Source organism: Romboutsia timonensis, assembly GCF_900106845.1.
In the GTDB taxonomy this organism is placed as follows: Bacteria; Bacillota; Clostridia; order Peptostreptococcales; family Peptostreptococcaceae; genus Romboutsia; species Romboutsia timonensis.
The window spans coordinates 1,924,434-1,936,644 of record NZ_LT629850.1; the positions used below are offsets into that span (position 1 = coordinate 1,924,434).

At 25.0% G+C, this 12,211-nt stretch carries 12 protein-coding genes and 1 riboswitch; of the genes, 4 read left to right on the forward strand and 8 right to left on the reverse strand.

The annotated features are described in order from the left end of the window. Positions 1-187: 187 nt before the first annotated feature. Complete coding sequence (locus BN7997_RS11770) at positions 188-1,243, reverse strand: lysylphosphatidylglycerol synthase transmembrane domain-containing protein (protein ID WP_071120963.1); 1,056 nt, start codon at positions 1,241-1,243, stop codon at positions 188-190. Between the two features lie 316 nt (positions 1,244-1,559). On the opposite strand from BN7997_RS11770, the gene BN7997_RS11775 reads away from it, so the two are divergent. Next, positions 1,560-1,898 carry a phage holin family protein gene (locus BN7997_RS11775; RefSeq protein ID WP_071120964.1) on the forward strand — a complete coding sequence of 113 codons (339 nt, stop codon included), beginning with the start codon at positions 1,560-1,562 and terminating at the stop codon, positions 1,896-1,898. Positions 1,899-1,940: 42 nt separating this feature from the next. Here BN7997_RS11775 and BN7997_RS11780 read toward each other — a convergent pair whose 3' ends face one another. Further along, positions 1,941-3,173 carry a cation:proton antiporter gene (locus BN7997_RS11780; RefSeq protein WP_071120965.1) on the reverse strand — a complete coding sequence of 411 codons (1,233 nt, stop codon included), beginning with the start codon at positions 3,171-3,173 and terminating at the stop codon, positions 1,941-1,943. A gap of 44 nt (positions 3,174-3,217) precedes the next feature. Further along, positions 3,218-3,276, reverse strand: a riboswitch (Fluoride riboswitch). Positions 3,277-3,364: 88 nt separating this feature from the next. Next, on the reverse strand, positions 3,365-4,591 hold the full coding sequence (locus tag BN7997_RS11785) for a voltage-gated chloride channel family protein (protein WP_071120966.1): 1,227 nt from the start codon (positions 4,589-4,591) through the stop codon (positions 3,365-3,367). A 323-nt stretch (positions 4,592-4,914) separates the two neighbouring features. Between BN7997_RS11785 and BN7997_RS11790 the strand changes: the two genes are divergently transcribed. Continuing rightward, on the forward strand, positions 4,915-5,721 hold the full coding sequence (locus BN7997_RS11790) for a ZIP family metal transporter (RefSeq protein ID WP_071120967.1): 807 nt from the start codon (positions 4,915-4,917) through the stop codon (positions 5,719-5,721). 39 nt (positions 5,722-5,760) lie between these two features. Here the strand turns inward: BN7997_RS11790 and BN7997_RS11795 are convergent, their stop codons facing one another. Continuing rightward, positions 5,761-6,987, reverse strand: a complete 1,227-nt coding sequence (locus BN7997_RS11795) for an NAD(P)/FAD-dependent oxidoreductase (RefSeq protein WP_071120968.1) — start codon at positions 6,985-6,987, stop codon at positions 5,761-5,763. 106 nt (positions 6,988-7,093) lie between these two features. Continuing rightward, positions 7,094-7,501 (reverse strand): hypothetical protein, encoded by a 408-nt coding sequence (locus BN7997_RS11800; RefSeq protein WP_071120969.1) that lies wholly within the window; start codon positions 7,499-7,501, stop codon positions 7,094-7,096. 398 nt (positions 7,502-7,899) lie between these two features. On the opposite strand from BN7997_RS11800, the gene BN7997_RS11805 reads away from it, so the two are divergent. Next, positions 7,900-8,448, forward strand: coding sequence for a DUF2238 domain-containing protein (locus tag BN7997_RS11805; RefSeq protein ID WP_071120970.1), 549 nt, complete (start codon positions 7,900-7,902; stop codon positions 8,446-8,448). Between the two features lie 74 nt (positions 8,449-8,522). Here BN7997_RS11805 and BN7997_RS11810 read toward each other — a convergent pair whose 3' ends face one another. Then, positions 8,523-8,741, reverse strand: coding sequence for a hypothetical protein (locus BN7997_RS11810; RefSeq protein ID WP_071120971.1), 219 nt, complete (start codon positions 8,739-8,741; stop codon positions 8,523-8,525). 220 nt (positions 8,742-8,961) lie between these two features. Further along, positions 8,962-9,906 carry an L-lactate dehydrogenase gene (locus tag BN7997_RS11815; RefSeq protein ID WP_071120972.1) on the reverse strand — a complete coding sequence of 315 codons (945 nt, stop codon included), beginning with the start codon at positions 9,904-9,906 and terminating at the stop codon, positions 8,962-8,964. 356 nt (positions 9,907-10,262) lie between these two features. On the opposite strand from BN7997_RS11815, the gene BN7997_RS11820 reads away from it, so the two are divergent. Then, a complete protein-coding gene (locus BN7997_RS11820) occupies positions 10,263-11,501 on the forward strand; it encodes a DEAD/DEAH box helicase (protein ID WP_071120973.1) in 1,239 nt (412 codons plus the stop codon). 71 nt (positions 11,502-11,572) lie between these two features. Here the strand turns inward: BN7997_RS11820 and BN7997_RS11825 are convergent, their stop codons facing one another. Next, positions 11,573-11,944: a hypothetical protein gene (locus BN7997_RS11825; RefSeq protein ID WP_071120974.1), complete on the reverse strand. Its 372-nt coding sequence runs from the start codon at positions 11,942-11,944 to the stop codon at positions 11,573-11,575. Positions 11,945-12,211: the final 267 nt, after the last annotated feature.

A 12,211-nucleotide genomic window follows, 5' to 3' on the forward strand; every position in this document is an offset into this window, starting at 1 on the left:
CTTATTTTCTCATGCATGAATCTAAAAAAATTAGCTAATTGGATGTGGAAAGATACATCCAATAATCTAAGGCTTACGCCTATTTTTAGTATATTATCACTAAAAATCTTTGTAAAAAAGAAAATAGCCATTTTATATAAGTTAAAAATGGCTATTTTGTCTACAATCTGAGAGGCTTTAAAAGCCTCTATAAACTGTAATTTCTATTTTTATTTTTTCGTTTATTCATATGATAATGAGTATGTATTGTAAACAATCCACAAACTACGACTAAAAAATAATAAACATAAATACTATATAAAAATACAGAATATCCTATTATCTTTCCAGGAAATACATTGGAAAATATGGTAAGAAATGCAACTTCATTTGCCCCAACATTTCCAGGTGTCGGAATAGGAGAAACTGACATATATAAAAACACTTGAAGTGCTAAAACATCAAAAAGACTTAATCCATTTAAATTAAATGCTTTATAAACACAATAAGATATACTAAAAAATACTGTAAGTTGTATTATTGTAAGTATTATACTCAAAAATAGTGCTTTTTTATTTTTAATAAATAATTTTATTGAATAACTATATTCATCAATAAATTTATTTATAGTATGTATTTTTTTATTTAGTGATTTAAATATATTTAATCTATATAGTATATTAACTATAACTTTAACTATTATTTTCATAGTATTAGGAGTTAGTAGTATTAACATACCTCCTAATAAAGAAACTATATTCATTATCATACCTATACTCATTAATACTAACATAGAAGGTAATTCATTTTTAAGTACTTCTATATTTAAAAATATTATAACCGCACTATATATTGTTACTACAGTTTGAAATAATACTGTTTTATTTGTAACTATAGCTATAGATTTACTAAGATTTATATCATATTTATTTAATGCGTAAATTTGCATCGGTTGACTACCCGAAGCAAATGGTGTTACTAAGTTATAATAAAATCCCATCATAGCTATTTTAACAGCTAAAAATCTTACTTTTGTTTTTTGTATAGTTTTTATTAATATATTTATTATTGTACATTCTAATATAATATAAAGTACCATTATTAAAAAACCAATAAATATAAACTTTTTATTAACTAACTTCATAATCATAGGTATTAATGTAATATCTAGCGTTGTCGATACTAAATAAACCGTCATACATATTAAAAGTAGTAAAAAACCATACTGTATACATATTTTTTGAGTTTTAGTTAAATTTAGCATACTCTTTCTCCTATTATTTATTAGATACTTAATTATAATATACTAAACTTATAACTTTCGGCAACATATTCACTTCAATGCTATATTTTGTCATATTAATATATTATTTAATATAAATTTCTAAAATAAATTGTTTAATTTTTATGTTCTACTAAATCATTAATTTTTAATTTAGTTTTAGATACTATTTAAAAATTATATCATAGTTAATATATATTTTCCATAATATAGAATATAGATGCTTTTATAAACATTGTGCTATAATACTCTATAATATTTATATATATTTAGAGCTTTAAAAGAAAGGATGTTAAAAATGAAAAAAGTATCACTATTTATAGTTATCAATGCTATATCTTTGTATGTAGTATCAAACTTAATGGATAGTATGTATATAGGGTCTTTTAAATCACTATTAATTCTTACAATAATATTAGGTTTACTTAATTCAACAGTTAAACCAATACTAAAATTCTTATCTTTTCCCATAACATTTTTAACTTTAGGTTTATTTTCTTTAGTTATTAATGCATTAGTTTTAAAACTATCTTTTATGATGGTTTCTAATGTTGCTCTTTATGGATTCTTTAGTGCCATATGGGCATCTATATTACTATCAATAGTTAATGCAGTTCTATATAGTATACTAGATTAAAAAAATACTTGCTCAAATTATAAATTTGAGCAAGTATTTTTTCTATTTATATGATAAACCTTCTTCTATGTTTATTATTTTACTTTCAGTATGAAGTAATTTTTCACATGTCAGATTTATACCGATAGCACCTATAGGTGCTGTAATTAATACACTAAGTATAGCAATAGCTTGCATTACATCTCCTCCTGCTATTCCCATTTGAAGTGGTATAGATGCTTTTGCAGATTGAACCGTTGCCTTTGGAAGATATGCTATAACACAAAATAATTTTTCTTTTTTGCTTAAATTTGTGCCAGTTAATGCCATAATTACTCCTATAGAACGTATAAATAAAGAACATGTTAGTATAACCACACCTATAAAGAAATATTTTCCTACTAATGTTGGATTAACTGCCATTCCAACAAATGTAAATAAATATAATTTACCATATTTCCATATATTATTCATGTTACCTAATATATATTTAGCATCTTCTTTTATATAGTTTCTTATAAAAAATCCATATACCATGATGCTAAGTAGTGAGTTAAGTATCTCTATTTCTAAGTTTTTTTCTATAAATCTTATTGATAAACATATAAAAAAAGCTATCATAGTTTTTAAATGCTTATTATCTGTATTTTGTATTATACTCTTACTTAATTTAAATGCTATAAATCCAAACAATATACTTATTAAAACAGTTATAGGTATTGATATAATATTTGTGGCTATAGAAATATTTTCTCCACTATTACTTTGAATATATATACCTAAAAATGTTGTAAATAATGTTATAGCTATCGTATCATCAGCACTCGCTCCAACTAATAACATTTGTGGTATAGCTTTATCTTGACCAATTTTTCTTTCTATTAAAGATACCATTGATGGTATAAGTACTGCAGGTGATACTGCTGCTATTATAAAGCCTAGTATTGAACCTTGAATAAATGTAAACCCTAAAAACTTCATAGATAAAAATGCTATTGCAAAACCTTCAAGTGTTGCTGGAAGTATACTTAAAAGTATTGCTGGCCTTCCTATTTGTTTTATATTAGATAAGCTAATTCCTAGTCCTGCTATAAATAATACAGTAACTAAAGCTATATCTTTTATAATTGATGCTATTTCTAAAGTGTTATTAGGAACTACATTTAAAAATGAAGGCCCTATAATAATTCCAAGTACCATCATACCTATAAGTGCTGGTAACTTAAACTTTTCTGCTATTTTTCCACTATATGTTGCTATAATCCCTATTATTAATAGGCTTACTAATAAAATCATAATCTCCTCCTTTTTTGCAAATAAATAGACTCCTACCCTTAAATTTAAGAGTAGGAGTCATTAGCTTTCGCATTTAATGGCGAACTCCATCGCCTTTTTATTTATACTTAAATATTACCATGTGCCAATATATTTTGTAAACTTAAAATTTATTATATACTTATATAATTATTTAATATAAAACTATGATATTATTCTATTGTTATATTTTTTTGTGATGTATATATTACACTTTTCCCAGAAAATACATAGCTTATAACACATGCCACAAATATATATTTTATATTTCCTCCTCCAAATATCTCAAGTCCCATAACAAATGATGCCAAAGGTGTTTTTGTTCCACCACAAAACACACCTATCATTCCAATTCCTGCTAAAAATGATATGGGTAGCCCAACTATATTAGCTAAAAAATTACCTAATGTTGCTCCTATTACAAACAATGGAGTTACTTCACCGCCCTGAAATCCCGTAGCAAGTGTAATTGATGTTAATAGTAGCTTTATTATAAATGCATATGGTATAACAGGACTTTCAAATGATTTTTCTAACAATTCTAAGCTAAGACCTAAATACATCCTATTTCCTATTAATAATATTAAAATTATAATTATAATTCCACCAATAAAACTCTTTACAGATGTGTTTTGTATTTTATCTGAGAATACTTTTTTTAAAAAATGAGTAAACTCTGCAAATACTTTACTAACTAATCCAAATAATATAGCACATAATATTACTTTATAAAATATAACTGGATCTTTACTAGATACATCTACCATATGATAATGACTGTGCTGTACATTAAATAAAGTAGCAATATAATTACCTATATAACTAGATATAAGACATGGAATAATAGCTTCATATCTCATTTTACCTACAGAGCTTACCTCTAACCCAAATATAGTTCCTGCAATCGGCGTTCCAAATACAACACCAAAGCCACTACTTACACCACTAGTAATAATAATTGTTAAGTCTAATTTGTTTAATTTTAGTATCTCTCCTATCCTAGCACAAATACTTGCTCCTATTTGTACTCCTGTACCTTCTCGTCCAGCTGAGCCTCCAAATAAATGTGTTATAAATGTTCCAAAGAATACTAAAGGTGCCATTCTAAATGGTATATGTCCCTTACCTTCATTAATTCTTTCTATTATTAAATTATTTCCTTTTGATGAATCTTTTCCATATTTAAAGTATAAATAACTTACTAAAGCGCCTCCAAAAGGGAGTAAATACAACATCCATTCATTATTTTCTCTAACATTAGTTGCATATTGAAGGCTTTTTAAAAATAATGTAATTACAGTTCCAACTCCTATACCTGATATTAATGATAAAACAAACCATTTTAAGAAATTTCTAAATACTAATTTTATATCATTTAAGTTTTCATAAAGTAAATTCATATTTACACCTCATCATATATTATTACGAAATTAGTCTATTTATTTACATCTATAGGTGAATCTAATCAACTATTCTATGTAATTTATGTGATGAATGGAGTTTAACGCAAGACACCCTGAGTAAAAGTTAGGTGCTCTACCTACTAAACTAATTGATAAAAATAAATTAAAACAGTTTAAATCATTATTATAATTATCTTTAATTATATATATTTTATGCGTAGGTATTTTTACTTATATTTTCTCTTTGTAACACCCTTAACTATTTTTCATATTATAAAAATAGTAGTTCTATTATAAATTTTTTATGAGGTGACAATATAATGACTTGGTTTTTATCTCTTAATCCTATACTGCAAGGCCTTTTGGCAACTTTATTTACTTGGTCCATTACTGCATTAGGTGCTAGTGTTGTATTTTTCTTTAAAGATGTAAAAAAAAGTATATTAAATTCTATGTTAGGATTTGGTGCAGGTGTTATGATTGCAGCTAGCTTTTGGTCTTTACTCAGTCCTGCAATAGATCTTTGCGATGATTTAGGGTATAATTCTTGGTTAATACCTTCATTAGGATTTATTCTAGGTGGATTTTTTATAGTTTTATCAGATAAATTTTTAGATAAGTTTACTTTTAAAGATTTAAAGGTAGAAGATGGTATGAGATTTAAGTCTTATAAAAAGAGTATTTTATTAGTTTTAGCAGTTACACTTCACAATATCCCAGAAGGATTAGCTGTTGGAGTAGCTTTTGGTGGTGCTGCACTTGGAATTCCTGGGTGTACAGTTGCCAGTGCAATCCTTTTAGCTATAGGTATAGGTCTTCAAAACTTTCCTGAAGGTGCTGCCGTATCACTACCTTTAAGACGTGAAGGTTTTCCAGTTGTAAAGAGTTTCTTTTACGGTCAAGCATCAGGACTTGTTGAACCTATATCTGGTGTTTTAGGTGTTTTTATGGCTATAGCTATGAGGGCTGTATTACCTATACTTTTAGCATTTTCTGCTGGTGCTATGATTGGCGTTGTTTCATCTGAGCTAATACCTGAAGCCTGCTTAGAAAATAAAAATTTAACAACAGTAGGTATAATAATAGGATTTACACTTATGATGATTTTAGATGTTGCTCTTGGATAAAATAAATAATGGCATAAATTCTATTTATGCCATTATTTATTAATTATCAAATCTATCTACTTTAAATAGTCTCATATCTTTATCTTTTTCTCCATGATATAACTTACTTAACATCATTCCTCCAAGTATTGCAAATAGTATTCCATTTGCACCATAACCTAAATTATACCATAAATTATTATGCTTAGTATCTTCTCCTATAAACCCTAAATTATCTAAAGTTGATGCGAATGTTCCACAATATTTATAATCAACTTCTATATCTTTTATATTTTTAAACATATTTTTTAATCTATTTTCTAGTATATCATACTTTTTATTTGCAAGTTTTTCATCAAATATATCTGGTACAAAGTCTACATCTTCTCCACCAATAATAATTCTATTATCAGATGTTGTTCTTAAATAGTTGTAAGGATCACAATTATCTCTTATTAGTACCTTTTCATACCATCCATCAAAGTTTTTAACTGGCTTTGTAGCTATATTAAATGTTGTTGTTTTAGTTGCAAAATTTCTATTTGTAAATAGCTTTGTGTTATATCCAGTTGCCACTATCACTTTTTTAGCTTTTACGATATTTCCAAATTCAGTTATTACCTCTATATAATCTTTATAGTACTTTAAATCTATTACTTCTGTATTTTCATATACTTTTAGTCCATTATTTTGTGATATATTTAATAATTCATGTGTAAATTTATATGGATCAATTTCTGCTCCACCATTTTTAGATAATATTCCTGCTTTTAAGTCAAAACTGAACTTATTATTATCTTCATTTATGTATTCAACATCAAAATTATTATTCTTTCTATAATCATACTCTATTTTTATAGCATTTATTTCATCTTTTTTTGCTGTATACAATAAAGTATCTCTTTTTTTATAATCACAATTATTTCCATATTCTTTTATAAACTTATCTATCTCATCTAACGCTATAAGCCCTAAATTATATGCTCTTATAGCATCTTCTAAATCAATATATTCTGTCAAATCAGATAAATTATCATCTAATTCATATTGTAATAATGATGTTGTAACACTTGTGCTCAAATGAGCAATTCTTCTTTTTTCTAATAATACACAACTTATATTCTCTTTTGAAAAATAATATGACGTTATAGCACCTGTAATACCTCCTCCTATTATACACACATCTGTATCTATATTTTTTGTAAGATACGGATACTGATTTTTATGTTCATTTATATTAGTAAATATAGGTCTACCCTGTACGTACTGAAGTTTAGCATTTCCCATATATTCTCTCCTTTTTTATTTTATAAATTTATTATTTACATTATTATTTTTGATATACAAAATAGAGGATAACAATATTATTATCCTCTATTTTATATACAATATATTACTCAAATTCTTCTAATTTACTACAAAATTGTCTAAACTCTTCAATACTCCTTATTTCTCTTAAACTTCTAATATCAATAAAGTTTTTGCTTGGTTTATGAAATAAAAATTCCATATCATATATATCACATTTAGAAAATCCGTTTTTAAAAATATATTTATATGATTCATATTTATAAAAATTTTCTTCAAAATACTTAATTTTAGCATAACATAATCTATTTATATAAAAAACTAAAGCCAATGTAGAATGCTTTTTTGCAAACTTATGAGAGAAATATTTTACTGTATGATATTTGCTATGCCTAAACTCCCATATATAATCTTCTGAACAAGTTAAGTTATATTTATTTAAAAGTTTTCTTTTATCTAAACTTAACTCATTTTTTAATATTTCATCATCCATAGTATCCCCCTATAATAATATAAATCTATATATTTATATTATTATAGGTACTTAGTAATCTCTAAAATAGATTTTTTTAATATTAACTAAAATAAATATAGATAATTTTACTATATTAAATTTTATTTTTTTAATTTATTGTATCTATTAATATAAAGTATTTCTTTATCTTTATTTAAACATTTATACTTACACAAATCTATCTAGTTATTGTATATAGATTAGTTCTTTCATTTAAGTAATATTTTTATTTAATTATCAAAAAATATAAATGACATCTAAAAATTCAAATAAATATTAATAATCCTACATATAATAAAAATACCATTAATTTTTATGAATTTTTAATTTATTGCATAAAATATATTTAATTAAATAAATAAAGAGGTTGGTATAATATGAGGTTAAAAAAAATAAATTATTTTGATACAGCTATCTGTATAATATATCTAGCTTCCATAGGATATTTTTTATTTAATAAAGATTATAAAAATGCAGCTCTACCTACAGTTGCATTTATCATCAATTTAATTCTTAGATGGGCTTATTCTAAAAACTTACTTATATTGGATAATAGTCTATATATAGTTGGAAGTTTATTCATACTATTTTGCTTAGTTTTTGGATCTTCATTTAGACTTTACGATAGTATAAAACACTATGATGATTTTTTGCACTTTTGGTCTGGATTTATAACTGTTAAGATTGGCTTTAATATTATTAAAACCATTGAAATAAGTAATTTTAATAGTAAATTATTAGTAATAATTCTACTATTCTTTTTTGCAATGGGATTTGCATCTATTTGTGAAATTGTCGAATATTCATTAGATACAATCTTCAAAATGAATACTCAACAAGGAGGACTTACCGACACTATGAATGATATGATAGATGCTTTATTTGGAAGCATTATCATGATTGTATATTATATAAAAAAAATATAAATATATAATAACCCTATATAGCTTATATATAACTATTATCTATATAGGGTATTTTATACTTATAAATTTATATTTTAATCTCTTATCCCTATCATCGAGAAGATAACGTCTTCCTTATCTGCTAAAAATTCCTTAAATATAACACATCTACCCCCACATTCAAGACATGTATAATCTGGTTCACTATTTTCTGTTATTTGAACTGATACAGATTCACAATTTTTACATTTTAATCTGTATACACTCCCACCATTTAACAATGAGCCTATTAAGCTCTCCTTATTTCCTATCATTTTAGTTCCCCACCTTTTATTATTGTATATTTTACCTTGATAATTATATCAAAATTAGAAAATATAGGCAATTTTGGTATCGTTTTCATAGAGCAAGATATTTTCGACATAAAAATAATCTAGTAATATATCTACTTTTAATTAATATATATTTAAATTAATAGTTTTTATAATTATAATAAAAATAAGAAGTTGAGAATATCTCAACTTCTTATTTTTATTATATATCTAACTTATTTATATTTTCTTTCATTATCTCAATAGATTTATCTAATTTTTCTTTCTCTTCAATATCTAGCGGAAGATGAATAACTTCTCTTACACCATCTTCATTAACTATACTTGGTACGGCAATATATACATCATCATGACCATACTCTCCATTTAAATATGATGATACTGTAAGCACACTATTTTCATTTTCAAGTATTGCCTTAGTTATTCTTGTTAAAGCCATACCTATACCATAATATGTTGATTTTTTACATTCTATTATTTTATAAGCTATATTTCTAACTTCATCTTCAATATTTTCTAAATCTTCAAATTTTATTTTACTATCTTTTCTTGATGCTATTTGATATATTGGTTGAACTCCACATAATGCATAACTCCATGCTACAAATTGAGAATCACCATGCTCTCCCATAACATATGCATTTATATCTTTTGGATTTACATCTAATCGTTCACCTAATGTATATCTAAGTCTTGCTGAGTCTAATGTAGTTCCTGAACCAATTACCTTTGATTTATCATATCCTGATAATTTCCAGCAAACATAAGTCATTATATCAACTGGATTTGAAGCAACTAATATTATACCATCAAATCCTGATTTTTTTATTTCACTCATAATAGATTTCATTATCTTAGTGTTTTTATGAAGTAGATCTAGTCTAGTTTCACCTTCTAGCTGTATAGCTCCTGCTGTTATACATATTAGATATGCATCCTTACAATCACTATAATCTCCAGCATATATATTCATTTTTCTAGGTGCAAAACTAAGACCATGATTTAAGTCTATTGCTTCTCCTTCTGCACGCTTTTTATCTATATCTATTAAAACTAATTCTTCACATGTACCTTGATTTACCATAGAGTAAGCATAACTCATACCTACCATACCTGTTCCAACTATTACAACTTTATTCTTTTTCATTATTGTCCTCCCTATAAAGTGTATTTGAATTAATAATTGTATACATTGTACATTTTACCATATTTTATGAAATTTTTTTATACCTTGTGATATTTTTAATTAAATTTTATCTAAAATTTAATTAAATAATGATATTTAGCCTTTATAGTATTTTGTACAAATTTAAGTTTAATTATTAATAATAATATTAACTATGTACAAAATACTATAGTTAATACTAAGTATAACTTTTCTACATTAAAGATTATTTTTATAATAACTTACTATTATAAAATATTATTTTATCTTTTATTTAGTGTAATTTTTGATGTAATATGTGTATAATTAGATATATATAAATAATTAAGGAGAAATATATGACTACATTTAAAGAATTAAACTTAAATAATAATTTAATTGATGGCTTAAAAAAACAAAATATAACAGAGCCTACTAAGGTTCAAAGCCTTACTATAAACAAAATACTTGATAATAAAGATTTAATAGTAAATGCACAAACTGGAAGTGGTAAAACTCTATCATATTTACTTCCAATGTTTGAAAAAATAGATTCTACAAAAAGAGAAACTCAAGTTTTAATACTTGCTCCAACTCATGAATTAGTTATGCAAATAACAGAGCAAGCAAAACTTTTATCATCTAATTCTAAATTGGACATTACTGCATTTTCCTTAATAGGAGAAGTAAATATTCAAAAGCAAATAAAAAATATAAAAGCTATAAAGCCTCATATAGTAATTGGTACTTCTGGTAGAGTTTTAGATTTAATAAAGCAAAAAAAATTAAAAGCACACACTATAAAAACTATAATACTTGATGAAGTTGATAGCTTACTTAGCGGAAATAATGTATCAGTTGTAAAGGACATAATTAAAACTACATTAAGAGATAGACAGCTTCTAGGATTTTCAGCTAGTTTAAATGAAACCGCTTTAGATATATTAAACAATGTAATGAAAGAGCCTGAAGTTATAAAAATAGATGAAGAGCCTATAAATCCAAATATAAATCATATGTATTTACATGGAGATAGACGTAATAAGTTTACATTACTTAGAAAAGCTATAGCCGCTACTAATCCAAAACGTGCAATAGTTTTTGTTAATGACGAAGATAGTATAGAGGTTATAACTGCAAAATTAAACTATCATAGCTACAAAGCTGTTGGTATATATGGTAGAATGACTAAAGAAGATAGAAAAAATGCTTTAAATAGCTTTAAAATAGGAAAATCTAAAATATTAGTTTCTTCAGATTTATCTGCTCGTGGTCTTGATATAGTTGATGTTACTCATGTATTTAACTTAGATTTCCCACCAGGAAAAAATGAATATGTTCACAGATGTGGTAGAACTGCTAGAGGAAATAGAAAAGGTGATGCTATATCAATCGTTACTAATCAAAATCTATCTACTATAAGAGATTACAAGAGAAACTTTAATATAGATATAAAGAAAAAAGATTTAAGAGAAGGTAAACTTGTTGATGCTGCATTTAAACAAACTAGAAAACCTAAAGATTCTAAAGAAAGTAAATCTGTTAAGAAAGATATAAAAAATAAATCTAATAAAACTAAAAAATCAAACAAGAAGTAATGTTAAAAATCTAATGATACATTAATATATAGAAAGGAACTCTGAATTATTATCAAGAGTTCCTTTTCTTATTATTCTCCTTTACTATTTGTTATAGCTTGTTTAAGTTTTTCACCTTTTTCTTTAGTTATTACATTATCTTTAACCATTTGTTCAACTTGTTCAATAGATTTTTCTTTTTCTTTCTTAATCATCTGTTCTTTACAATACTCTTTTATACTTTTTATATCATCTTGAGTAAGAACACCTTCTACTTCTAATTTTTCTACACTTTCCTCAAATATGCTCCTTCTATGCATCATCTTACCATTTGGATGTTGTTGCTCATATGAATTTTTTGGTTCTGTGCTTAACTCTTGTGCATTGGATAAATTAAAATTAGAGCTTATTAATGTTAATCCTAATATTGATGCTAATATTATGTTTTTCTTATTTAGTTTCATATTGTCCTCCTTAAATTATTTTGTTTATATTAGTATTAGCTTTAACCTTAACTTAACCTTAACTTTTATAATTTTTTTATAAATACAAAATACGCTTAGATTAAGCGATGTATTAGCAAATAATTTCAGATAAATCCATTGCTTAAAATATAATTTTTTACACTTATAAAACTATTGATATATCTATTATACAGAGTCTTTCCATATGTATTTTTATAATATAATTGCCTTGTATATAAAAAACCTATGGGGTAAATTTTCCCCATA

Bases quoted from the DNA above. Each gene is read 5' to 3' on its own strand.
- BN7997_RS11770 (WP_071120963.1), bottom strand. From the start codon at position 1,243: ATGCTAAATTTAACTAAAACTCAAAAAATATGTATACAGTATGGTTTT.
- BN7997_RS11775 (WP_071120964.1), top strand. From the start codon at position 1,560: ATGAAAAAAGTATCACTATTTATAGTTATCAATGCTATATCTTTGTAT.
- BN7997_RS11780 (WP_071120965.1), bottom strand. From the start codon at position 3,173: ATGATTTTATTAGTAAGCCTATTAATAATAGGGATTATAGCAACATAT.
- BN7997_RS11785 (WP_071120966.1), bottom strand. From the start codon at position 4,591: ATGAATTTACTTTATGAAAACTTAAATGATATAAAATTAGTATTTAGA.
- BN7997_RS11790 (WP_071120967.1), top strand. From the start codon at position 4,915: ATGACTTGGTTTTTATCTCTTAATCCTATACTGCAAGGCCTTTTGGCA.
- BN7997_RS11795 (WP_071120968.1), bottom strand. From the start codon at position 6,987: ATGGGAAATGCTAAACTTCAGTACGTACAGGGTAGACCTATATTTACT.
- BN7997_RS11800 (WP_071120969.1), bottom strand. From the start codon at position 7,501: ATGGATGATGAAATATTAAAAAATGAGTTAAGTTTAGATAAAAGAAAA.
- BN7997_RS11805 (WP_071120970.1), top strand. From the start codon at position 7,900: ATGAGGTTAAAAAAAATAAATTATTTTGATACAGCTATCTGTATAATA.
- BN7997_RS11810 (WP_071120971.1), bottom strand. From the start codon at position 8,741: ATGATAGGAAATAAGGAGAGCTTAATAGGCTCATTGTTAAATGGTGGG.
- BN7997_RS11815 (WP_071120972.1), bottom strand. From the start codon at position 9,906: ATGAAAAAGAATAAAGTTGTAATAGTTGGAACAGGTATGGTAGGTATG.
- BN7997_RS11820 (WP_071120973.1), top strand. From the start codon at position 10,263: ATGACTACATTTAAAGAATTAAACTTAAATAATAATTTAATTGATGGC.
- BN7997_RS11825 (WP_071120974.1), bottom strand. From the start codon at position 11,944: ATGAAACTAAATAAGAAAAACATAATATTAGCATCAATATTAGGATTA.